22 protein-coding genes, 1 tRNA gene and 1 other annotated feature are annotated in these 24,268 nt (G+C 36.2%); of the genes, 19 read left to right on the plus strand and 4 right to left on the minus strand.

Annotation, left to right across the window (positions count from 1 at the left end; all coding sequences use genetic code 11):
• Positions 1 to 22: 22 nt before the first annotated feature.
• Both DOK81_RS02010 and DOK81_RS02015 read left to right on the plus strand, forming a co-directional pair.
• The gene (locus tag DOK81_RS02010) at positions 23 to 763 is read left to right on the plus strand and encodes an MBL fold metallo-hydrolase (RefSeq protein WP_206907620.1); all 741 of its coding nucleotides are present in this window, start codon (positions 23 to 25) and stop codon (positions 761 to 763) included.
• Between the two features lie 10 nt (positions 764 to 773).
• Positions 774 to 1,778 (plus strand): lipoate--protein ligase, encoded by a 1,005-nt coding sequence (locus tag DOK81_RS02015; protein ID WP_206907622.1) that lies wholly within the window; start codon positions 774 to 776, stop codon positions 1,776 to 1,778.
• A 67-nt stretch (positions 1,779 to 1,845) separates the two neighbouring features.
• On the opposite strand, the gene DOK81_RS02020 is transcribed toward DOK81_RS02015, so the two are convergent.
• Positions 1,846 to 3,678 carry a hypothetical protein gene (locus DOK81_RS02020; RefSeq protein ID WP_206907624.1) on the minus strand — a complete coding sequence of 611 codons (1,833 nt, stop codon included), beginning with the start codon at positions 3,676 to 3,678 and terminating at the stop codon, positions 1,846 to 1,848.
• A 213-nt stretch (positions 3,679 to 3,891) separates the two neighbouring features.
• Here DOK81_RS02020 and DOK81_RS02025 point away from each other — a divergent pair, with 213 nt between their 5' ends.
• From DOK81_RS02025 to DOK81_RS02050, 6 genes are all read left to right on the plus strand, one after another.
• The gene (locus DOK81_RS02025; protein ID WP_347401433.1) at positions 3,892 to 4,404 is read left to right on the plus strand and encodes a signal peptidase I; all 513 of its coding nucleotides are present in this window, start codon (positions 3,892 to 3,894) and stop codon (positions 4,402 to 4,404) included.
• A 112-nt stretch (positions 4,405 to 4,516) separates the two neighbouring features.
• Positions 4,517 to 5,212, plus strand: coding sequence for an O-methyltransferase (locus DOK81_RS02030; RefSeq protein WP_206907628.1), 696 nt, complete (start codon positions 4,517 to 4,519; stop codon positions 5,210 to 5,212).
• Positions 5,213 to 5,486: 274 nt separating this feature from the next.
• A tRNA-Arg gene (locus tag DOK81_RS02035) sits at positions 5,487 to 5,560 on the plus strand.
• Positions 5,561 to 5,829: 269 nt separating this feature from the next.
• Positions 5,830 to 6,273, plus strand: coding sequence for a GNAT family N-acetyltransferase (locus DOK81_RS02040; protein WP_206907630.1), 444 nt, complete (start codon positions 5,830 to 5,832; stop codon positions 6,271 to 6,273).
• The gene (locus DOK81_RS02045; protein ID WP_206907632.1) at positions 6,266 to 6,532 is read left to right on the plus strand and encodes a hypothetical protein; all 267 of its coding nucleotides are present in this window, start codon (positions 6,266 to 6,268) and stop codon (positions 6,530 to 6,532) included. Before DOK81_RS02040 ends, DOK81_RS02045 begins: the two co-directional genes overlap by 8 nt.
• Positions 6,533 to 6,942: 410 nt before the next feature.
• Entirely contained in the window at positions 6,943 to 8,571 is a 1,629-nt protein-coding gene (locus tag DOK81_RS02050; protein WP_206907634.1) for a SulP family inorganic anion transporter, read from the plus strand.
• A gap of 43 nt (positions 8,572 to 8,614) precedes the next feature.
• Here the strand turns inward: DOK81_RS02050 and DOK81_RS02055 are convergent, their stop codons facing one another.
• The gene (locus DOK81_RS02055) at positions 8,615 to 9,274 is read right to left on the minus strand and encodes a uracil-DNA glycosylase (protein ID WP_206907636.1); all 660 of its coding nucleotides are present in this window, start codon (positions 9,272 to 9,274) and stop codon (positions 8,615 to 8,617) included.
• Positions 9,275 to 9,423: 149 nt separating this feature from the next.
• Positions 9,424 to 9,499, plus strand: a sequence feature (ribosomal protein L21 leader region).
• A gap of 19 nt (positions 9,500 to 9,518) precedes the next feature.
• Between DOK81_RS02055 and rplU the strand changes: the two genes are divergently transcribed.
• From rplU to DOK81_RS02095, 8 genes are all read left to right on the plus strand, one after another.
• Positions 9,519 to 9,827, plus strand: coding sequence for a 50S ribosomal protein L21 (rplU, locus tag DOK81_RS02060; protein WP_206899971.1), 309 nt, complete (start codon positions 9,519 to 9,521; stop codon positions 9,825 to 9,827).
• A 28-nt stretch (positions 9,828 to 9,855) separates the two neighbouring features.
• Entirely contained in the window at positions 9,856 to 10,200 is a 345-nt protein-coding gene (locus tag DOK81_RS02065) for a ribosomal-processing cysteine protease Prp (RefSeq protein WP_206907657.1), read from the plus strand.
• Positions 10,201 to 10,212: 12 nt separating this feature from the next.
• Entirely contained in the window at positions 10,213 to 10,506 is a 294-nt protein-coding gene (gene rpmA / locus DOK81_RS02070) for a 50S ribosomal protein L27 (protein ID WP_010751514.1), read from the plus strand.
• Between the two features lie 185 nt (positions 10,507 to 10,691).
• Entirely contained in the window at positions 10,692 to 11,711 is a 1,020-nt protein-coding gene (locus DOK81_RS02075; protein ID WP_206907638.1) for a LacI family DNA-binding transcriptional regulator, read from the plus strand.
• 126 nt (positions 11,712 to 11,837) lie between these two features.
• A complete protein-coding gene (locus DOK81_RS02080; protein WP_206907639.1) occupies positions 11,838 to 13,169 on the plus strand; it encodes a PTS sugar transporter subunit IIC in 1,332 nt (443 codons plus the stop codon).
• 12 nt (positions 13,170 to 13,181) lie between these two features.
• The gene (locus DOK81_RS02085) at positions 13,182 to 13,628 is read left to right on the plus strand and encodes a DUF3284 domain-containing protein (RefSeq protein WP_206907640.1); all 447 of its coding nucleotides are present in this window, start codon (positions 13,182 to 13,184) and stop codon (positions 13,626 to 13,628) included.
• A 22-nt stretch (positions 13,629 to 13,650) separates the two neighbouring features.
• Entirely contained in the window at positions 13,651 to 15,888 is a 2,238-nt protein-coding gene (locus DOK81_RS02090) for an alpha-galactosidase (RefSeq protein ID WP_206907643.1), read from the plus strand.
• A complete protein-coding gene (locus DOK81_RS02095) occupies positions 15,885 to 17,963 on the plus strand; it encodes a beta-galactosidase (RefSeq protein ID WP_206907645.1) in 2,079 nt (692 codons plus the stop codon). Before DOK81_RS02090 ends, DOK81_RS02095 begins: the two co-directional genes overlap by 4 nt.
• A gap of 78 nt (positions 17,964 to 18,041) precedes the next feature.
• On the opposite strand, the gene DOK81_RS02100 is transcribed toward DOK81_RS02095, so the two are convergent.
• Complete coding sequence (locus tag DOK81_RS02100; protein WP_206907647.1) at positions 18,042 to 18,749, minus strand: GntR family transcriptional regulator; 708 nt, start codon at positions 18,747 to 18,749, stop codon at positions 18,042 to 18,044.
• Between the two features lie 250 nt (positions 18,750 to 18,999).
• On the opposite strand from DOK81_RS02100, the gene DOK81_RS02105 reads away from it, so the two are divergent.
• Together DOK81_RS02105 and DOK81_RS02110 are read left to right on the plus strand one after the other, a co-directional pair.
• Entirely contained in the window at positions 19,000 to 19,227 is a 228-nt protein-coding gene (locus tag DOK81_RS02105; protein WP_206907649.1) for a helix-turn-helix transcriptional regulator, read from the plus strand.
• 149 nt (positions 19,228 to 19,376) lie between these two features.
• Positions 19,377 to 19,517: a hypothetical protein gene (locus DOK81_RS02110; protein WP_206907651.1), complete on the plus strand. Its 141-nt coding sequence runs from the start codon at positions 19,377 to 19,379 to the stop codon at positions 19,515 to 19,517.
• A gap of 80 nt (positions 19,518 to 19,597) precedes the next feature.
• Here DOK81_RS02110 and DOK81_RS02115 read toward each other — a convergent pair whose 3' ends face one another.
• Positions 19,598 to 21,106: a leucine-rich repeat domain-containing protein gene (locus tag DOK81_RS02115; protein WP_206907653.1), complete on the minus strand. Its 1,509-nt coding sequence runs from the start codon at positions 21,104 to 21,106 to the stop codon at positions 19,598 to 19,600.
• Positions 21,107 to 21,425: 319 nt separating this feature from the next.
• Here DOK81_RS02115 and DOK81_RS02120 point away from each other — a divergent pair, with 319 nt between their 5' ends.
• Positions 21,426 to 24,239: a sigma-54-dependent transcriptional regulator gene (locus DOK81_RS02120; protein ID WP_206907655.1), complete on the plus strand. Its 2,814-nt coding sequence runs from the start codon at positions 21,426 to 21,428 to the stop codon at positions 24,237 to 24,239.
• Positions 24,240 to 24,268 lie beyond the last annotated feature (29 nt).

Consider the following 24,268-nt stretch of genomic DNA (forward strand, 5'->3'; position numbering starts at 1 on the left):
AGTTTTTGAGGAGGAATGTACGATGAAACTAACGGTTTTGGGCTGTTTAGGTGCCTATCCTTATCAAAATCAAGGAACAACCGGTTATTTATTACAATCTGACAAGTTCCATTTACTAATTGATGCAGGAAGTGCAACGTTAGTCAAACTGGAAGAACATCTTGAACCGCTGGAGTTGGATGCGGTGATCTTGAGTCATTATCATCATGATCATATTGCAGATTTAGGTGTGTTGCAGTACTATTGGCAACTTCATCCTGAAAAAGACCCAGAGGCAGTATTACCGATTTATGGTCATACAGAAGATGCTTTTCATTTTGCCGAATTAAGTATGCCAAATGTCTCAAAAGGAATGGCTTATTATGAACCAGAAGAATTAAAAGTGGGACCGTTTCTCATTACTTTTATGAAGACGATCCATCCAGTTCCATGCTATGCGATGCGAATCGTAGAGGAAGCTACTGGAAAAGTATTCGTGTTCACTGGGGACTCTGGTTATTTGGAAAGTTTTATTCCGTTTGCACGAGAAGCTGATTTATTTTTAGCAGACACTTATTTATTTGAAGGAAATGAACGGCATCATGCGCATTTTACGTCAAAAGAGTCTGGCGAATTGGCACAAGCAGCACAAGTGAAAAAACTTGTTTTGACACATTTACCTCAATTTGGCGATTTGGAACAACTAAGAAATGAAGCACAAAAAGCTGCTGGTCCAGATGTGAACGTTGAATTGGCAGCTGTTGATAAAGTATTTGAAATCTAGGAGGACGACCATGATTTTTGTACCGAATGAAAACCACGACCCAAGAGTAAATTTAGCAATTGAACAATTTTTATTACAAGAAATGCCATTGGATGAACCGATTCTACTTTTTTATATCAATGAACCTTCGATCATTATCGGACGCAATCAAAATACGATTGAAGAAATCAATCGGGACTATGTTGAAGAACAGGGAATCCATGTGGTTCGCCGATTAAGTGGTGGAGGAGCTGTCTATCACGATCTTGGTAATTTGAATTTTAGTTTTATCATGCCTGATGATGGAAATTCTTTCCGCGATTTTGCAAAAGTTACACAACCGATCATTCAAGCACTTCATGAATTAGGTGTTACAGGCGCCGAGTTAAAAGGACGAAATGACTTAGTGATTGATGGAATGAAGTTTTCTGGGAACGCAATGTATGCAACAAGTGGTAGAATGTTCGCCCATGGGACGATTATGTTTGACTCTGATATCAGTGAAGTTGTTAATGCTTTGAAAGTGAAAAAAGACAAAATTGAATCAAAAGGAATCAAATCTATTCGTTCACGCGTAACAAATATCAAACCATTCTTGCCAAAAGACAAACAAGGAATGACTACAGAAGAGTTTCGTCAAGAAATCTTGTTGAAAATTTTTGGTGTAGAGTCTGAAGCCGACATTAAAGAATATCAATTAACCGAAGCAGATTGGGAAAAAATCAATCAAATTTCTGAAGACTATTACAGAAATTGGAATTGGAACTACGGTAAATCACCTGATTTCAATTTTTCACGTCAAAAACGTTTTCCAATTGGTTCAATTGAAGTTCATCTGGATGTTGCTGATGGATTGATTGATGATGCAAAAATCTATGGTGACTTTTTTGGTTTAGGGAATATCGCTGATGTTGAACAAGCGTTGATTGGTCAAAAATATGAGAAATCTTCATTAGAAAAAACAGTCGATGCAATCGACGTCAAAAAATACTTTGGGGCAATCGAGTCAGAAGACTTGCTTTCATTACTTTATTAAAAGAGTGATCAAATCGATAAGAAAAAAGCTTCCGGAACCTGTTTCCGGAAGCTTTTTTTAGCATTTTTTAAATGCGAGAAAGTTGAATCGTCACTCGATCAAAAATTTCATCTTTTTCTTGAGTCAATTTACCAGAATACTTATCAGTAACAAGTTTTATCATCATTAAATCAAAGCGTTCTTGACTTTCTAATTCAGTTGTTATTCCACGATCAAAAATATTTGTATCATAATGTGCGTTGTGTTCACAATGAATAATTAAATCATCATCATTGACACGCATCGAAAGAAAAATCTTTCGTTGTAATGGATTTTCGATTGCATGCGATTCTCTGAAAGAATGCTCCAAGATATGAATCAATAACTGGGTCAAATCGTCATCGTGAACAAATAGATCACTTGGAAGTTCGGCATTAAAGTGGATCTCAATACTTTGTTTGTTTGCGATTTCTTGGTAACGTGCCAAAATCAAATTTGTCAATGAATGTCCCGATAGGGAAGTCATGATTTCAAACTTTTGTGCTTCATCAAGTAGTTCATTCAGATAATTTTCTGCTTGTTCTGGTTGACTGGTTTGTAGCATCGCTTGAATCGTTGTCATTCGATCTAAAAAGTCTAAACGAAGGGTACTGATTTCTTTCATATGTGTGCGTAAAGATTCATAGTGTGCTTCAAGAAGATCTGTTTTGGTTTTCAAAAAATTCGCTTCTCGAATATTTTGATCTACGGCACGAATATGTTCTGAAATATTGTCAATCACAATGACTAACAAAATAATCATGTAAAGGATTGTCGACCAGTTAAGTGTGCTGACATAATTCCCCAAAGTACTTTGAATAAATAAGTAGCAGTGACTAATTGCAATCAGAATGATCCAAGGCGTACAGGAAACGAAAAAGCGATTTCCATGATATGCTTCACCAATACAGGCAAGTGAAGTTACCAATGTGCTGAAAACTCGAATGATACTGATCCATTGCATCATCTCAGGAAGCTCTTCTGGTGTGAAGAGCGCATATAAAATTGGCAAGAAAGAGAAGAAAATCTGAAGAAGGCACCAAATGCCAAACAGTCGTTGATAACGTTCCATGCGCAACGCATAATAAGAAATCAGGAGTAATGCACTTATAACGGTAAAAAGATGCGAAAGAGTAGAGTGAACGATTGGATCAAATAACAACCCACTCAAAATATCTTCAGACATTGCGCTAAAGCCAACAACTAATGCAAAGCAACTTAAAAAGATCAAAGAAAGATCAAGCCGCTGCTGCTTGTACATGATATAAATCGCCATAATCAATGTTCCAACTGCTAATAAAATTGCAATAATCATAGTCAAAAATTGTGGGACTGATTTAGAAAAGATGAAAGTGACCATTGAAGAGGCTGTGCCAATATAAACCTTTGGTGGGATTCCCGCAAAATTTACGTAAGGAGAGGTAACTTCAATGGATAATTTCTTTCCAGCATAATTATCGGGTAAATCAATGACCGCTAATGATAAACCAGGGTTTTTGCTAGTCGCGTCGCCCGCTCGTTCATAAAGAACTTGTTGATCTAATTGAACTTTGATCCATTGATGATTTCCTTTTAACAAAATATTCGCTTGGTCCAGTTTTCTTGTTAAGGTAGTCTCCATCACGAACGTTTCATTTTTAGAAACTTGTGGGACTTTCTCCAAATAATCACTATTGTAGCGGGTTTCAGGGTCATCTTTTGAATAAAAATCCCAAGCTTGTTGGATTTCTTTTGTTTTATCACTATCTGCTGGCGAAAGGATAAAATAGAAGAAATAGCTAATGCTAAACAAAAATAACAAAGATAATATTATTATGGAAAACCATTTCATTTTTGTTGAAAAAAAATCTTTTTTATTATATGTGTTATTTAAAGGAATCATATGTAGCGGTCCTTTCTGATTGAAGTACATTTAGGTTAAACTTTTTTTTATTTGTAGTCAATGCTTTTATAACACATAAATCGATATTTAATTAAGAAAATAAGGAAAATTATAAGCTTTAAATATCATTTTTCTAATAAAAAAGAAAAATAGATTAAATTTTATGTTATTATATTGTTGCTTAAGTAAATTAGAAAAATGAGGTGGAAAACGGTGCCTTTTAACAAAAAAATAACTCTTGTTGGCTCGACCATATTGATTCTATTTTTAGCCATTATCTTGTGCGTTGTTTTATTGCCACATTTATTTGGTTTGACGCCACAAATCATCAATGATAAAGATATGGCTCCGTTGTATTCAAATGGAAGCGTCGTCTATGTGCGACCACAAAATGCGGAAGATATTTTAGTTGGTGATGTGATCACTTATTATGAAAATTCTGGTGAGCGAGTGAAAACTCGGCGTGTGATTGCGGTAGGTGATAACCAAGAATATTTTTATACAAAAGCAGATACACAAACACAAGTCGAATCAGGCAGGATAAAACCACGGAGTGTGATCGGAAAACCAGTTTTTCAAATTCCTTATATAGGTGCTTTATTGTCTAAAGACAGTTTCTCAAAAATGAATTTTTTATTTTGGGGCGTGGCAATTTGTTTAACTGCAGCTACGACATGGAACACGATAGATGAATTTCGAAAAAAGAAAAATTGTAGAATCATTTGATAAAGAACTTCGTTCGACAGAATTTCTGTCGAACTTTTTTTGCCTAGAAAACTTTTAGTAACTTGTACAATAAATTTGTTCTAAGTATAATGTTGGAAAGAGGAGGAGAAGTATGCGCAATGAAATGATGCATCGTCCAGTTATCAAGGAAGAATTACTGGATTTTATGCGAACACAACAAAAAAAATTACCTGGTGAGTTAGGACAGCTTGAAGAAGAGGCGCATGAGGCAGGCGTTCCTGTTATTCCTCATGAAACGGTACTCTTTTTGAAATTTTTCCTTGGTCAAATGAAACCAGAAAATATATTAGAAATTGGTGCTGCCATTGGCTTCTCATCTAGTTTGATGGCAACTTCTATTAGTGAAGTAGGCCATGTCACAACGATTGATCGCTTTGATGTGATGATTGAAAAAGCAAAAAAAAATTATGAACGTCTTGGTTTGACGGAAAAAGTAACGTTGCTTGAGGGACAAGCAGCCGAAATTCTACCAACATTGACGGGTCCATACGATTTCATTTTTATGGATAGTGCAAAGTCAAAATATATTGAATTTCTTCCGGAATGCTTGCGTCTATTAAGAAAAGGTGGTGTTCTGATGGTAGATGATATTTTTCAAGGTGGCACAATTTTACTACCTGATGAAGAAATTCCAAGAGGAAAACGGGCAATTCATCGTAAGTTAAATGAGTTTCTAAAAGTCGTCATGAATCATCCGGAACTAACATCGAGCATCTTGCCATTGGGTGATGGGGTAATTCTGATTACTAAAGAATCCGATGATGTCTTCTTAGCCAAAGGTGAATAAGCGATAAAAGTTAAGAAACTGTTAGTGTTAAAATAAAATAATTACTTGGCTGGGCAGTTGAATTCCCAGCCTTTTTATGAAAATAGTTTAGCTAATTCTCGAATGTGATCTTTCATAAAAAGATCGGTAGAAAAAAAGTTTAATTTGGGTTTTATGATTTCGTTAATTTTAAAAAAAAAATTTTTGTAATTAAATAACTGAATTCTTATTGACAGAATCTTTTTGTTTCTCTATAATTACCTTGTTGCGCTAATTCATGTAATGAACATGTGAGGTCATAGTAGCTCAGCTGGATAGAGCATCCGCCTTCTAAGCGGACGGTCGGGGGTTCGAATCCCTCCTGTGACGTAGAAAAACCGTTAGAAACGTTTGTTTCTAACGGTTTTTCTTTATTGTTGTGCCAAACTTGTGGCAAAAAAATTTTTACTCAGTTAAAGTTAGAAAAAGTTGGGTTAGCTAGCTTTTTTTATATGTTTATTTGATACTTCAAAATAGATAAGAATTTAGCGGAAAATAATTCGTATTATTAACAAATAACTAGATGTCTTTGAGAAAATAGATACAAAAATAATCCATTCAGAATACCAAAAAATATTATTAAAATAAGGAGAAAAAATATGTTGAAGTATAAAAAAGCTGTGCCAGATGATTACACTAAAGTGTTAGAAGTTTGGGAAAAATCAGTTAAAAAAACACATGATTTTTTATCACAAAAAGATCTTGAATTTTATAAAGCAGCTATTCCAAATTACTTGGATGCTGTGGAATTACTATTGTGGTACGAGGATGAACAGTTGATAGGATTCAGCGGTACACAGGATGAAGAGTTAGCGATGCTATTTCTCGATCCAGAATTTATTGGAAAAAAATTTGGCAGTAAAGTGTTGAGTTGGTTACTAGAAAATAAAAATATTCAAAAAATAGACGTAAATGCACAAAATAAAAACGCCAAAGCATTTTATTTGAAACATGGATTTACAATTGCTTCAGAAGATGAAACAGATGGTTTTGGAAAAAATTATCCCATCCTTCATTTGGTTAAACAGAGGGAGAATGAGTAAGAAGGAGTACTCAAATAAACAAGAAACAATGTTTAAGATTGAACTTGTCCAAGCTTTTGTTGAACGATTTGGTTTGAAGAGCAACATTGTTTTACGGATAGCTGAGGAATTAGCGACTATTTTAGCTGATTTTCCATTTACAGCAGCTGAAATCCAGACAGTGAGTAAGCAGTTGCCAGCGGTCGAGCACGTGTATTTTCATGGCAATAACGAAGTCGATGTATCTGTTGTAGAGAAAAACTGGCTGAGGAGTTTCTAGCGGAAGATAAAGTTTTTGTTGGAAAAAGAGAAATTTATTTTTTGAGCGCGCAGAGTAGTCGGAATTCTAAATTAGAAACAAAATTGCTAAAACTCGATGAGTCCTTCACTGTTCGTAATTGAAAAACCTTAAATAAAATCAACGAATTATTGACTAGCTGACTTTTTCACAGCAAAAGGCAAACAATTGAGTAAAAAATTGAAATCAACAAGAGGACAATCAACAAAGAAGTTTGTTGGTCGTCCTCTTGTTCTATTTTTTCTAATTAGTTTTCTTGCAATTTTTTAGTCATAGGAATAGAAAAGCTGATGAATAATAAAGGACTTTGTGAATGTTCTTACTTTTAGACTAAACTTATGCTATTCTAATGATTGTATTTTAAGAAATTTTCATGAAAAGGAGTTTGTAGGTTGTTCAAAAATTATCGTTTGTTGTTAAAAAAAGAATTTTCAGGGTACGATTTAGCAAAGTTTCAAAAAGATTTGTTGGCAGGTGTAACAGTTGCAGCAGTTGCGCTGCCTCTTGCGTTAGCGTTTGGAGTTTCGAGTGGTGCTGATGCCGCGGCAGGGCTGATTACTGCAATTTTAGCAGGTGTTATCATTGGTGGATTGTCAGGTGGTTTTTATCAAATTTCTGGACCAACTGGTGCAATGGCAGCAATACTAATGTCTATTGTAGCGACGCAAGGAATTCATGGGGTGTTACTAGCGACTTTCTTAGCTGGAATTTTCTTGTTGATTGCTGGAATTTTTCGATTAGGAACATTGACCTCTTTTATTCCAGCACCGGTAATTACCGGTTTTACGTCAGGAATTGCGATCATTATTGCATTGGGACAAGTGGATAATTTATTTGGTGTACATTCACAAGGAGCAAATGTGATTGAAAAATTAAGCAGTTATCAGTCGTTAGGCTTTACGGTTAATTGGAGTGCCTTGTTCATGGGGAGTTTAGTGATTCTAGGGATGACTTTTTATCCGAAAAGTTGGGCACAAAAAATGCCAAGCTCGCTTTTAGCAATTATTCTGGCAACTGGCGCTATGTTGATTTTTCATTTGCCAGTGGCAACAGTTGGTAAGATTCCGCAAACAATAATTAGTAGTAATCGTTTAGTTTTAAGCGATTTCCAGATGGCAGATATCCAACAAGTAGCGGTTCCAGCAGTAAGTATTGCGCTTTTAGGAATGGTAGAGAGCTTATTATGCGGAGCATCTGCTGGTAGGATGGCTAACAAGCCATTAGATAGTAATCAAGAATTAGTAGCGCAAGGAATCGGTAATTTATTATTACCTTTCTTTGGTGGAATTCCTGCGACAGCAGCAATCGCACGAACAAGTGTGGCAATTAAATCAGGTGCTCAAACGCGATTAGCTGGAATCATTCATGCGGGTGTTTTATTTTTATCTATGCTTGTTTTTGCACCAGTGATGTCACAAATTCCAATGCCTGCATTGGCAGGTGTTTTGATTGTTACTGCTTGGCGGATGAATGAATGGGAGACAATCCGTGAGTTGTTTTCAAAAAAATATTGGACGTCTATTCTTCTATTTATCCTAACAATGATTTGTACGGTTATTTTTGATTTAAGTATTGCGATTGTCATTGGAATTATCGGTGGGTGCATTTTCTTTGTTATGAAAAGTGCAGCGATTACGATTTCACTAGAAACCATCGATTGGAAACGAATGGATTTACCTGAAACTGAAAAATTAAAAGATTGGACAGTTGTTTACATCAGTGGCCCATTATTTTTCATGTCGTCAGAAAAATTAAAATCAAAATTAGCTGAGTTGAGTGACCAAGATGGTATTATCTTTTCGATGCGTGGGGTTCCGAGTATTGACTTGACTGCGCTGTCTGTTTTTGATGAATTTCAAGCGAATGCTGACAAGAGAGGGCAACTAGTCATTTATACTTCGCTGCAACCAGAAGTAGAAAATTATATGAAGCATTTATGGCAAGGAGACGGCACGGAACAACATCAAACTGTAGCACACGCCTTATCTGCATTGCATGCACGCTATGAAACGAATCAATAAAAAAGAAAAAACTTCAACTTAAAATAAAAAAGGAAACCTGAAATTACTCAGGGTTTCCTTTTTTTGTCTCGTCGATGAGTGTCTTTAATGTTTCCCAATCATGCTCAATAAGTGGAGTTAAAGAACGATTGTAAAAAATAGCAGCAGGATGGAATAAGGGAAGAAGACGATAAGTGTTTTTTGACCATTCGTATTGTGTTTTTTGCTTGTTCAACTCTAAAATAGGTCCCACGTATAATTGCCCATGATTTCTTGAAACAGTATAGTCTTTTCCGAGCAAACGTTGAAGACCAATATTTCCTAAAGTAGCAATCAATTCAGGTTTGATTGTTGCAATTTCATAATCCAGAATTGGTGCGTGAGCAAAAACTTCAGCTTTAGTAGGCGTTCGATTTGGATAAACGATTTCTTCTTGCTTGGTACGTTTATTCACTCGTTCAACAGTACTATAAGGACGGCTACGAACAGCACTAGTAATATAAACATCTGCTCTAGTTAAACTTAATTTTTCAAGACAAGTCATCAACTCTTTTCCAGCTTGTCCACTAAAAGGAATGTGATTCTCAACTTCGTTTTTTCCCGGCGCTTCACCAACAAACATTATTTTTGGTTCAAGAGGACCCTGTCCTGCGACGAACCCTTCAACGGGTCGATTATTCATTCGTTGTTTTGCTTCTTTGATCAATTCAGTAGGATAGTTCATAGATTCATCTACTTTCGTTTTTCATTTTCCTCTTTTTAGTATAAAGTGAGTGCCTGAAAATTGCGACTAAAATAGGTGCGTGTGAACAGAAATTATAGTTGACGAATTGTATTTATTTTGTTAAGCTAGTAACGTTGTAATTGTGGACTCCACAGCTACAACCGCACAGAGTAAGTAGTAAGCACAGCTTAGCTGTCACTTAGGATGGCGAGTCTAAGTATAAAATAAGGAGGTGCTTTATAGCATGTACGCAATTATTAAAACTGGTGGTAAACAAGTAAAAGTTGAAGTTGGTCAAGCAATCTACGTTGAAAAACTTGACGTTGAAGCAGGTGAAAAAGTTGTCTTTGACGAAGTTATCTTAGTAGGTGGCGAATCTACAAAAGTAGGCGCTCCAACAATCAACGGTGCAACTGTTGAAGGAACTGTTGAAAAACACGGCAAACAAAAGAAAGTCGTTACTTTCAAATACAAACCTAAAAAACATTCACACCGCAAACAAGGTCACCGTCAACCATACACAAAAGTGGTTATCGACGCAATCAACGCTTAATTAGTGTTTGAGAAAGAAGGCCTGAATGATGATCAAAGGAACATTTAAGCGAAATGACGCTGGTCAAATCGTTTCATTTACTTTGACAGGGCATGCTGATGCAGGTCCTTATGGAAGTGATATTGTATGTGCAGGTGTTTCTGCATTAGCAATCAGCACAGTCAACGGGATTGCTTCATTAGCTGGTTTTGATCCGATTGTTGACGTGAATGAAGAAGATGGCGGGTATCTTTATACCGAAGTTAGCTCAATCATGACACAGGAACAAACGAATATTGCCGAAATTCTATTGGAAAATCTTTTGCTAGGTTTACAATCCATAGAAGCTGATAATTCAGAATATATCCAAATTAAAACAATTACTGATAAATAGGAGGTGCAGACTATGTTATTATCTATGAATCTTCAATTATTTGCCCATAAAAAAGGTGGCGGTTCTACATCTAACGGCCGTGACTCAGAATCAAAACGTTTAGGTGCTAAACGTGCTGATGGACAAACTGTTACAGGTGGATCAATTCTTTACCGTCAACGCGGTACAAAAATCTATCCAGGTGTAAACGTGGGTATTGGTGGAGACGACACTTTATTTGCTAAAGTTGATGGCGTAGTACGTTTCGAACGTAAAGGCCGCGACAAAAAACAAGTGTCTGTTTATCCAGTTGCTCAAGAAGCTTAATAAATGGCTAGCTCCATCCCTTGCTTAACAAGGGATGGAGCTTTTTTTTTGTTTAGATAAATCTATAGAATTTTTGATTACCACTCTAAATTTGACAGATGTTCAACAGACAATTTTAGTATTGAATGAAATCGTTTTTATGATAAACTGTTTACTAAACAGATGTATGGAGGAGTGTGGAATATATGACGTCGATTCGGGATATTGCAAAATTGGCTGGTGTTTCTGCGGCGAGTGTCTCAAGGATTTTAAATAAAGATGCGACGTTTAGCATCAATGAAAATACCCGTGTTCGAGTGTTGGAAATCGCGAATCAATTAGATTACTCACCTAAGAAAAATCAAAAAGGCGGGCGCAACAAAGGGGATCAATTAACAATTGCTTTAATTGTTCGACATAAAGAAGCTGACGAACAGGAAGATCCTTATTTTGGACAAATACGAAAAGGAATTGAAAAAGAAGCAGCAAGATGGCGCTTCCGTACAGTCAAAGCTTTTTATATGAGGGATAAAAATAAAGATTGGGAGCAATTGAAAAAATATGGTGCAGTTATTGTCATTGGAGAAATGACTGAAGAAGCCACAAAACGGTTAGCTTTGTTTAATAAGAACATTATTTTAGTCGACAATTATTCCAATACTCAACCTTTTGATTGCATCCAAACAGATTTTGCACAAAAAACGGCTAGTTTGCTTGACACTATGTATGAGAAAAAACATCGAAATATTTCATTTGTGGGTGGACTTAGTACGAAAGTGGACAGTGAAGGACAGGTGCAGACAAGCAAAGATGAAGTACGTGCTACTGCCTATAAAACATGGATGCGGTTAAATAATCTTGAAAAATATAGTCAAATATATCAAGGAAGTTGGGGGCCAGAAGAAGGATTAGCTTTAGGCAAAAAATTATTAGCAAGCGATCCACGTCCGACAGCAGTAATAGTTGCAAGTGATCCAATGGCTTTAGGGCTTTATAAAGCAATTAATGAAGCAAATTTGAAAATACCGGAGGATATTGCGGTCGCTAGCTTTGATGATATTGAAATGGCAAAATTCATGACACCTAGCTTGTCGAGTGTCAAAGCAAATCCAGAGGAAATGGGACGTATGGCGGTCAGATTAGCAAAAGAAAGGATGCTTGAAGAACGAACCATGCCGATTCGTGTTATCTGTAGTAGTGAATTGATTTTAAGAGACTCCTTGTAAAACTTGTAAAAAAAGATTCGAAAATCTGAATCTTTTTTTATTTTGCACTTGTGTAAACGTTAACTAAACAGATATACTGTTTTTGGTAAACGTTTACAAAAAAGAAAAAAGAAAAGGGGTTCTAAAATGAAATTTGTTGACAAGTTAGCAGAAAAAATGGTGCCAGCAGCAACATTGATTGCCAATAACAAATATCTACTTAGTTTGCGCGATGGTTTTATGATGGCATTTCCAGCTACAATGTTTGCTTCAATTATGATTATTATTCAAAATATCCCAACAACATTTGCTTTTGCTCAGTATTTACCAGATAGTTTTAATACATTTTTGAATGATTTTTTTGGCCCAGTTGGAAATGCAACTATGAGTATTTCTGCTGTATTTATTGTTTACGGAATTGGCTATCAATTGGCTGGTCATTATAAACAACCGCAAGTATTTGCAGGAGCCATTTCACTTTCTTGTTTTATTATGTTATTGCCTTTTGGTACAGATGATGTGGCGGGTTCGTTTATTCCAGTATCTAAACTGGGCGCTGAAGGAATGTTTGTCGGAATTTTGACCGCGATTATTGCTACAGAAATTTATTCAAGAATTAGTCGTTCCGGTTTTACCATTAAAATGCCAGATTCGGTTCCTCCGATGATTGCAGAATCATTTGTTGCCATTATTCCCGGTGCTGTCCCTTTGTTCTTATTTAATTTAATTCGTTACCTCTTTACGTTTACCGAATGGGGAAATGCTGTCGACTTTATCTACCAAATCTTACAACAACCTTTGATGGGATTAGGCGGAACGCTACCGGCTGTATTAGTTGCAGTATTTTTCACACAGTTTTTCTGGTGGTTTGGTATTCATGGAACATTGGTGGTCAATGCTATCATTGATCCAATTATGAGTGCTTTGGCCATTGAAAATTATGAAGCATATAAAGCAGGAGCAACTGAATTACCACATATTATCAACACTACATTTATGGGTGTATTCGTAAATCAAGGAATGCAGCTAGGTGTTTCTATTGCTATGGCATTTTTTATTGCAAAATCAATTCGGATGAAGAAAACAATGAAAACAATTATCGCACCCGCTATTTTTAACGTTTCCGAGCCGATGACATTTGGATTGCCTGTGGTTATGAACCCATTGGCTTTCATTCCATGGGTACTTGCACCAATGGTTTCCACGATTATTTCATATTTTGCGATTTATTCTGGACTTGTACCAAGACCAACAGGTGCGACTGTCGTCTGGACAACTCCCATCATCTTATCTGGTTGGTTAGGGACAGGGTCGATTAGAGGCGCAATCTTGCAATTTGTAACAGTTATTGTGATGACCGCTATTTGGATTCCATTTTTGATGGCAATGGATAATGAATATCTACGTGAAGAAAAAGAAATAAAAGACGTAGAAATGGATGAAACTATTCATGTAGATAAAACAATAACAACTGATTAAGTAGGTGAAATGATGCGATTAGATACGTTAACTTACCAGTGGAAATTGCAATCTCAGGTTACTGATTTTTTTTCAGCTTTACTGAATGAACAGCTCCGCTATTTTCAGTCCAAAAATGATTCGATTGAAACAATCGAATCAGGTACACGAGTGCATTCATACTTACAAACAAAGGTGAATAAGCAAGTGGTAAAAAGCACTATTGAAATTGGGACGATTATTCCCAATAAAAAATTGGAATTGATTACCCAACATGCTCATGGAAAAATTCTTCAAACTTATCAGATTCATACAACCGAAAATGGAACAAACTTTGTGAGCTATTCAGAAACGAATGAGCTGAAACAGATGAAAAGTCAGTTGAGTTTATTGTTCACATTACCAATATATAAACTTATTTATAACAAAAGTGCGAAAAAAAGAATGCAATATCTTGAGATGATTGTACAAAATAATTAACGGATGACAAGGGTGTTGACAGATGATTGAACAATTGGACGATTGCTTATTCCATCTACACAATGAAGCAATTAGCTATATTCTGCATGTGATGGAAAACGGGCAAATTGAGCAGCTTTACTACGGAAAAGCTTTAGGAAAGCTTACGAAAACAGAACTCGATTATTTTACGAAAAAAGAAAATAAATCGGCTGGAACAGTCAAATACTTTAGAGATGGACGAGATTTTACTTTGACGGATCACTTTCAAGCCTATCCTGTATATGGAACAACCGATTTTAAAGAAGGAGCGATTGAATTAACTTGTCAGGGAAATCCTCTTTATACTGACTTTTCTTTTTGTTCTAATCAAATTCAAACAAGTAAACCTAGAAATTTGGCTGTTCCCGCAACTTATGGGGAGAATGCTCAGACGCTTCAGCTAATCTTGGAGGATCAGGAACGAGAGTTAATCTTGATACTGAATTATACGATTTTTGAAGATAGTCCAGTTATTGTGCAAAATCAAGAATTAATCAATAAAGGAAACAAAATCGTTACAATTGATAAAATGCTTTCCGGTGTATTGCATTTGCCTACTTCAAATTATGCGTTTACGCACCTTTCAGGGGCATGGCTGAAAGAGCGACATGAAAAAAGAAGAAAGTTGGAACAAGGAACAGTAGCAATTGGTTCATTGAAAGGTGCCAGCAGTCATCAGCACAATCCGTTCGTAGCTTTTGTGCATGAAGAAGCCGGTCTCGACAATGGGGACGTTTATGCGATGAATTTTATTTATTCAGGAAATTTTCTAGCACAGGCAGAAGTTGATGAATGGCAACATACTCGTGGAATGTTGGGGATCCACCCAGCGCATTTTAGTTGGGAATTGGCTATAAATGAACGATTTGTTACACCAGAAGCGGTGTTATTATTTTCTGATCAAGGAACGAATGGCTTAAGTACAGCGATGGGATCGTTTGTTGAAAGTCATATTATTGATCCAAAATGGCAACACACAGTGCGGCCCATTGTCTTTAATAATTGGGAAGCTACTTATTTTGAATTTGACGAAGAAAAATTACTCGAACTCGCTCGGTCTGGAAAAGAACTTGGAATGGAATGCTTTGTGATTGATGATGGTTGGTTTGGTAAAAGAGATAGTGATCGGTCCTCTCTTGGAGATTGGTATGTTGATAAACACAAGTTTCCAAATGGAATAACGGCATTTTCACAAAAGATCCATCAAATGGATTTGCAATTAGGAATTTGGTTTGAACCCGAGATGATTTCTCCAGACAGTGATTTATATAAGAAACATCCAGAATGGGTCGTCAAACATCCTTATGAACGTTTTTCGATGGGAAGAGGTCAATATGTTCTCGACTTTGCAAATCCGCAAGTAGTCGATGCTATTTATACTCAAATGAAGAAAATCATACAGGCAACAAATCTAGATTATATCAAATGGGACATGAATCGAAATATTACAGAAGCTTATTCAAATTATTTGGCAGATACTTCGCGTAACCAAGGTGAGTTTTTCCACCGATATATCTTAGGTGTGTATGAGCTATATACCAAAATTTTGACTGATTTTCCCAATATTTTGATTGAAGGATGTGCAGGTGGAGGCGGACGTTATGATTTGGGAATATTATTTTATAGTCCACAAATTTGGCCAAGTGATGATAGTGATGCCGTGGAACGATTAACCATTCAAAGTGGCACATTATTAGGCTATCCATTGTCTAGCTTTAGTAATCATGTGTCTGCCAGTCCAAATCACCAAATATTACGTGAAATCTCATTAAAATTTAGACAAGATGTAGCTATCTTTGGACCGTTAGGATACGAATTAGATTTGCAACAATTATCAGCAAAAGAAAAAGAGCAAATTAAAACGACGATTGCCTTTTATAAAAGACATCGATCCTTGCTCACCTCTGGTCAATTTATCCAATTTCTACCTACCTATCCAACTCCCAATCAAGTGTGTTGGGGTGTCATCAATCAAGAAAAGACAGAAGCTATTGTTGGCTATTATCAAAAACTCGCTCAGGCGAACCCAAGTGCGCAAGAATTTCTAAAAATTACGCACTTAACTCCTGCTCTGACTTATCAAGTAGGAGAAGAACAGCTTAGCGGGAAATTTTTAGAAGCAGTAGGCATCAGAAAACCATATGCGTTTAATGGTGCCAATCATGGAACTTATCAAGTGGGAGGAGACTTCCAATCCGTAATCTATCATATCAAAGCAGTGGAAGAGGCGAAAAAATGAAACGAATAGTAGCTGGAGAAAGTATTCTACATGGCGGGGATTATAATCCAGAACAATGGCTAGATCATCCTGAAATCTTAGCAAAAGACTTAGAATTAATGAAGAAAGCGAATATAAATGCGGTTACTGTTGGTATTTTTTCATGGAGTAGTTTAGAGCCACGCGAAGGTGAGTATCACTTTGAATGGTTGGATAAGGTCTTTGATCAAATGGAAGCGATGGACGGAAATGTTATCCTCGCTACGCCAAGTGGTGGACGTCCACAATGGTTAAGCGAAAAATATCCAGAAGTTAATCGGACAAATGCTTATGGACAAAAACATCATCATGGTTTTAGACATAATCATTGCTACACGTCACCAATCTATCGTAAAAAAGTTCAAGCAATGAACAGACTTCTTGCACAACGCTATGGAAAACGACCTTCTCTTATTTTATGGCACATCAGCAATGAATATTCCGGTGAATGTTTTTGTGATTTGTGTGCAAAAGCTTGGCGGGATTGGTTAAAAGAAAAATATCAGACATTAGATGCTATTAATCGTGCTTGGTGGATGACTTTTTGGAGTAATCGTTATTCCGAATGGTCACAAGTAGTACCACCCTCCCCTTTAGGAGAAACAAAAGTTCATGGAATGGATCTTGATTGGAAACGTTTTGTTACACAACGAACTATTGATTTCTTTTTATCGGAAATTGAACCTATTCGAGAAATTACACCGGACATTCCCGTCACGACGAATTTTATGGCAGAAGGACATGATCAACATGATTTTTTTCCTTTAGAAGGACTTGATTATCATAAATTTGCACAAGCTGTTGATATTGTAAGCTGGGATAGTTATCCTGACTGGCATAATAACTATGAATCACTTGTACAAACCGCAATGAAGTCAGCGTATGCTCATGATCAATTTCGTTCGTTGAAAAAGCAACCATTTTTAGTGATGGAATCAACACCTAGCGTCGTGAATTGGCATCAATACAACAAATCGAAACGACCAGGAGTTCATATACTAAGTGCTATGCAACAACTCGCGCATGGTTCAGACAGTACATTGTATTTTCAATGGCGTCAATCGTTAGCTAACTCTGAAAAATTCCATGGAGCTGTGGTCGGGCATGATAATTCACAGGAGAATCGTGTCTATCAAGAGGTAGCCACCTATGGTCATCGTTTACGTTCGCTTACTCCCATAAAGGGGCTCGATAAAAAAGCAAGAGTAGCGATTCTGTTTGATTGGGAAAGCAATTGGGCTTTAAAACGTGGTGGTGGATTTGGGCGTCCTTCAAGGCGTTATCCGCAGACATTACAGGAACATTATCAAGTCTTTTGGGAACAAGACATCGCCGTAGATATCTTACATCCGGATGACGATCTTACGAATTACGATCTGGTTGTGGCGCCTATGCTTTATTTGATGACGAAAAAAACGATGGCTCATCTTGACACATACGTTAGAGAAGGCGGATGCTTGATTGCTAGTTATTTCACTGGTGTAGTGAATGAGAATGACGTGCTTCATTTAGGCGAATGGCCTGAAACGTTGCAAAAACTTTTTGGGCTTCTTCCGAAAGAATTAGAAATGCTTTATCCAGAGGAAAGCAATCAAATACTTTATGCTGGAAATTTGTATCGCATCAAAGACTATTGCAACATAATCGAAAAAACGTCTGCAGTTGTTTGTGGTGAATATACCGAGGATTTTTATGCAGGTACGCCGGCACTTACTAAAAATAATGTTGAAAAAGGCACTACTTATTATTTCGCAGCACGAACAGGAGTCGATTTTTTACGGGTTTTTTACAAAGAGCTGATTACGGAACTTCAATTAGAAAATCCGTTAGTAAATGAGCCCCTGACTGATGTTTCAGTTCAAAGTCGGACGAATGGCAGAGAAACTTACCATTTCTTGATGAATTTTTCAACGAACCAGCAAAAAATCAAGTTGAATCATCCGTGTATCGATGTTGAAACAAAGAAAAGCGCCGGTCAAACGATCGTCCTTGCTGCTTACGAAGTACGAGTGCTAGTGGAAAGTAATTTACCTAAGAAAGTATCAATGCTCCCTTAGGTAACAGAAGTTAGTTATTTAAATGATTTTATATTTGTGAAGGATAAATAGAATTTAATTTTCAATAGGAGTAGTGGCTTATTTAGCTTCTACTTCTATTTTTGTTTTGAAATATTTCCAATGCTTGTAACTAATAATGTATTCTGCAACACTTTTATCTGGCAAATAAGAATGTTTGACCTGTTTAACGGCAGGTTCTCGAAAACTTAGATTTAACAAACGAAGTAATTCGGGATCATCGGGAAACACAATTTCATTTGTTTCAACAGATGCTAAGGAAAAAAGATCAATGCCGAAATCTAAGCGGATTCGTTCGTAGACACTGGTGTAGGCTGATAAATCATCTGTAAGTGGTTGTTTCATCAGTTTTTTTGGTAAATGAGTAAGATGAACCAAGAAAGGTATATCATCAAAGTAACGAACGCGTTTAATTTTATAATATGTTTCATTACTAGCTAATTTCAATTCATGCAGAATCTTAGCATCATGTTTTTCTTCGATGGATAAAACAGTGACATGTTCTTTATCAAAAGAATTACGTTCGAGATCTGAGAATTTGACAGTCTCTGCTATTTTTGATCTTGAAATGAAGGTTCCTTTTCCCTGAATCCGGTAGAGGTAGCCAGCATTCGTTAATTCATTAAGTGCTTTAACTGCCGTGATTGAGCTGACAGCATATCTTTTCTTAATCGCAGCTTCTGAATAAAATTTATCGCCAGGAACAAATTTATTCGTTTTGATTTCAGTTAGTAAGTCTTGTTTGATTTGTTCATACTTAGGAATCATTCGATCACCTTCCGAAAATAGTGGTGTATTGGTATCAATTTTAAGAATAGCATGTTCATTTTTCTTTCGCAATAAAAGGGATAATAACGAAACACAGTAGTTGTAAAAAAATGAAGAAGGAAGAAGAGAAAGTTTCAATCAACTACTTCAAATGGTTTTGTTTTCTGACATACTGAAAAAAGTGGTCTTTTTGTCCACAATTGACCGATTGAGAAAAGCGCAGTATATAATTAACAAAAAGGATTTCATTATGAAGAGATTATATTATTTACGCAAGCAGCATCAGCTAACGATTCGAAAATTAGCTGAACATCTTCACTGTGATTATTCTGTCTATTCAAAATATGAGCGAGGTGAGCGAGAAGTTCCACTATACATTTTGATTGAACTTGCTGATTTTTTTGAGACAAATTTAGATTTTTTGTTAGGGCGCACGGATTTTTCAAAGAAGTTGCCAGAGCCAAGAAGAAAAAAATAATGGAAAGAACGAATAGAAAGAAAGCGGAACCAAACAGTTTGTAAATTTTGTCTATAGTAAATGGTTATGATACATTGTATCGTGAAGGAAAGATGGGGGAGTGAATAAGTCACAGGACAAAAGAGGGGCTTTTAATGAAGGGAAGATTAGTGAACCTAAATGGGCATCCATTGCTGCAGGTGTTGTTGTTTGTAGCTGAAGTCTTATTTGGGCTGGTTGCCTGCCTGTTGGTAAGTGTTTGGTTTGGACGGTTGATGCAAGTGGTTATTGGTTACTTTGCAGGTTGGTAGAAGAATGAGTAAGTTTTTAAAAAGTAACTGCTAAAATAATAAAACGAGTGTGGAGGTAATCACACTCGTTTTATTATTTTTTAGAACCAACGTGAAAAGAAAAGTTCTTCTGAGTAATCAGAAGTTTTACCTGTGAAATCTACTGCACGAATTTTGATTTTCCACTGTCCAGGACCATTGATTTGATAATCACAATAAGAAGTTTCAGTCGTAGTCGTTATTAATCGACCATCGCGATAATATTCATAGTGACGAATACCAGAGTCATCTGTTGAAGCATCCCAACTGAGTATCGTACCAAAATGTTCATATTTTTCCACCTTGAGGTTTCTTGGTGTGGCTGGATTATTCCAATCTGGAGCCGCATATTGAATATATGTACCAGAAAATTGCTCACTTGAATTAGCATTGCTGAAAGACCAAGAAAGATTATTTGTTCCAGCTTCTAGCCATGAAATATTTGTCCCATCGTAAGTTCCTGGTTGATTAAAAGTGACGTTCGGTCTTTCACCGTGAATTGTTCGGAGTTTTAAAGGCGTTTTATGGTTGATCCAAGTATTTGATCCAAAAATAGTTTGATTTAAAGCGACAACTTTCTGAAGACTAGGTACATCTTCTAATACTTCTAAGCTAGTCAATTCATTTCCTGAAAGAGTCAGTTGTTTCAAGTTTGGCAATTCAACGAGTGGACTAAGATCGTTGAGTTCATTATTTGATAGACCGAGCTGTTGGAGATTTTTGAATTCAGCGATTTTTCTTAGATTTTCAATTTGGATAAAATTATTATCAGGTAAGCTAAGTCGATTTTCACTTAGCTCTAGAGCAATTAAATTAGGAAAATCAAGTTGAGTGTCAACACGCTGAATCTTATTTTCAGCGCCATAAATTCCTTGAAGTTTTGTATGTTTTTTTAAAGGTGCGAGGTCGATGATGTTGTTAAAGTTAAAATTAATCATACGTAAATCATTTATGTAATAGAGATCAACCAATGATGAGAGTTGGTTGTTATCGACCCAAAGTTGCTTGATTGTTGGAAACTTGCTTACACCATCGAGAGAAGTTAACTGATTATTGCTTAATGCCAATTGCTCTAATGCTGGCAAATGATTCATAGTATCAATGGAGGAAATCCTGTTGTTAGTCGCACCGATGATTCTTAATTTTGTGAGATTTTGAATGGGGGTTAAATCTGTCACTAAGTTATTGTTCAAACGAAAGTCTGTTAGGTTCAATGCGAATTCAATTCCGGTAATATCTCTGATGCTCAACCCAGAAATATCTAAGGTAACTAGGCTTTCCATATGTTGCGATGTGAGTGATTCGTCAGCGGTCAAATGAAATATTTCTTTTAGTTTGGTTTCAAAAGCTGGATCATTGATCGTGATTGCTTGAGTGGGTTCTGCTGTTATCTTGGAATCAATTTTATTTCCTTTTAAAGGAGCGAGTATGTCAGTGAAATAGTTACTTACTTTGATTGTTTGTTCTTGCTGTGGCACATTTTCATTCGCGTAACTGATTGGTGAAAACGTTGCAAGTGCGGTACTAAATAATACAAGTGAAGTGACTGTAAAGAACAGATTTCTTTTCATTTTCTAAACCTCCAAAATTTTTGTTGTGTTGCAAGTTAAGCTTAATAAAAAATACTAAAAAATAAAAATGATAGCTTTAGTTATTTTTAAAATAAGTTTTTTAAATGAAAAAAGAACAATGGTTTGTAAAAGTAAGTGCTTGTTTAACAAATGTTTCTTTTATTTTAAAAAAAGCATAAGGTAAATAGTTGACGAATCCTCTAGAAATCCATAGTATTATGTTTTGTAGTTAGCTATTTTTAGTTATGTTTATTCTATATATAATAGTAAGAAAAATAGTGTAGCAGGAAATTTGGAAACACAGGAAGGGGCGTATCAATTGACAAAGCGTATTGACCGAATTTATCTCTATGTCAAAGAAAAAACCGCTCATTTAACAAAAGCAGAAGCTGATCGAGGAGTAACTACTCAAGAAATTGCTGAAATACTAGGAATTCAACGAACAAATAGTAGTAAAGATTTAAACCAGTTAGTTCGTGAAGGAAAATTAATCAAGTCCGATGGCAGACCAGTCCGTTACATATATCAAAAGGCAGATGTATATCAAAAACCTGAAAGCAAGCATGTCGTTAGTTACAAAGAGGATGTTCTACCAATTGAGGAACCAATCGTTTCTATTGATACAAAAGATATTTTTTCCAAAATTATTGGTGAAAATGGCAGTATGAAAAATGCTGTTGAACAGGCAAAAGCTGCCATCTTGTACCCACCTAGAGGATTAAATTGTTTGATTACGGGGCCAACTGGCTCTGGGAAAACCTATTTTGCACATGCAATGTTTCATTTTGCCAAAGCAAATCATGTCATTGATGAAGAAAAAGAATTGATTGTGTTCAATTGTGCCGATTATGCAAATAATCCAGAATTATTGATGAGTCATCTTTTTGGGTATACAAAAGGCGCATTTACTGGTGCAACTGAAGAAAAAATGGGGATTATTGACCAAGCAGACGGTGGGATGCTCTTTCTAGATGAAATTCATCGTTTACCGCCAGAAGGACAAGAAATGATCTTTTATTTTATGGATCATGGAACTTATAGCCGATTGGGTGAGACGACGAAATCACATGAAGCAAACGTCCGTATCGTTGGTGCAACGACAGAAGACCCCGGCTCTTCCTTGTTGGAAACTTTTGTTAGACGGATTCCAATCAATATTCAACTACCGTCTTTCGAAAAGCGACCTGCTAATGAAAAAGTCGATTTGGTAAAGATCATGATTGCTCATGAAGCGAATCGGATCCAACGAAAAATTTCTCTGACGGAAGATGTTGCCAAAGCCTTAATTGGTAGTGTTACTTATGGGAATATTGGACAATTGAAATCAAATATCCAACTGATTTGCGCACGTGGATTTCTAAATCATATGAACTCACCCGAAATTTCGATTACCGTTAGTGATTTAACAGAAGGAATTCGAAGTGGGCTAATTCAGCTAGCTAGCAACCGCGTAGCAATGGCAGAGCTATCAAAAATTCTAGAGCCCAAATTAACAATCATACCAAATGATGACATAATGAAAATCCAATCAGATTCGTATGAATTGCCTTATAACTTATACGATATTATTGGAGATAAAGCGGCTTTGTTGAAATCTGATGGCTTAGATCAAGAGGCAATCAACCATTTTATTTCGACAGATATCAATATTCATTTGAAATCTTTTTATAAAGATCATGGATTTTCTTTCAATGCTGACAACAAATTGGCTGAATTTGTTGATCCTAAAGTAATTGAAGTAACACATCAAATTTATAGTATGGTTAAGAATTCTTTGCCTTATGAATTTCAACAGAATTTTATTTATGCGATGAGTTTGCATATCAGTTCATTTTTGAAAAAAATCAATTTAGGGGAAGAACGACACACGAATGATAACATTCGAGAAATGACATTTGATTTTCCCGAAGAGTATGCAGTTGCAAAAGAAGTCCGTAAATATATTGAAGAATACTTTCAAGTTCGTATTCCAGAAAGTGAAGATTATTATTTGACAGTCTTATTAGTGTCCTTACGAGCAAATCAAGCAACTGGCCGAATCGGCGTTGTGGTTGCAGCTCACGGAAATAGCACAGCTAGTAGCATGGTTCAAGTAGTAAAACAACTTTTAGATGTTGAAAATGTTCGAGCAGTTGATATGCCGTTGGATATGGATCCTAAAACGGCTCTTAGCCGAATTGAACGAAAGGTTCAAGAGGTTGATGAAGGTAGTGGCGTTATTCTGTTAGTTGATATGGGCTCGTTGGCCTCGTTCAATACTCAAATTCAGCGAGAGACAGGAATTCCAATTCGAACAGTTGATATGGTGACGACGTCGTTAGTTTTAGAAACTGTTCGAAAAGTCTCTGTTTTAGGAACAGATCTAGATACACTTTATGATTCCTTAAAAAACTTTCGTGGTTACGCGGCTGTTTCTCCTGCACCAGCTAGTGAAAAGCCAGCTCAAGAGCAAAAAGCAATTTTAGCTATTTGTGCTTCGGGAGAAGGGACGGCAAAGAGAATCAAGGAATTGATTGAACGAGCGGTAAGTAAACGACAAGAAGCAGAGATAACAGTTTTAGCTTTATCCATTGTTGAATTAGAAAAAGAACTGCCACGTATTCAATCAGAATATCAAGTGATTGCTACTACAGGAATCACTGATCCTAAAATTGCGGCACCCTTTATTCCACTTGAGCGCTTTATTGATCAAAATATCGAGTTGATTTTAGACCAACTGTTACTTGAAGCGGATTTAGAAGACGCGCCAGAGGTTTCTTTAACCGAAGAAACGGCGAAAGAAACATGTGTGGACTTTATATCAGATAACTTTACTTTTATTAATGGAAGAAAACTGATCGATCCTATTTGGAATTTTGCTGAACATGTGACAGAAAGTATTGGATTAGCTAGCAAAGAATATGGCTTTAAAATCAATTTGGTCATGCACACAGCTGGGATGATTGAACGAATCGTATTAAATGAACCATTGACTGCCGATAAAGCAGAATTGGATCAAACGGTTCAAGATCCGTTTTACACAATGCTTCAAAGTTCGATTGTTCCATTAGAGGAAAGAGTGAACTTAAAGATTCCTTTGGTTGAAAGCTATTATATTTTACGTTTAATCCATAATCAGTTGGCTAAAGTGTGACACACTCAATAAACAATACACAAAAAGGA

The sequence above is a fragment of the Enterococcus sp. DIV0660C genome (assembly GCF_017316125.1).
GTDB lineage: Bacteria > Bacillota > Bacilli > Lactobacillales > Enterococcaceae > Enterococcus_B.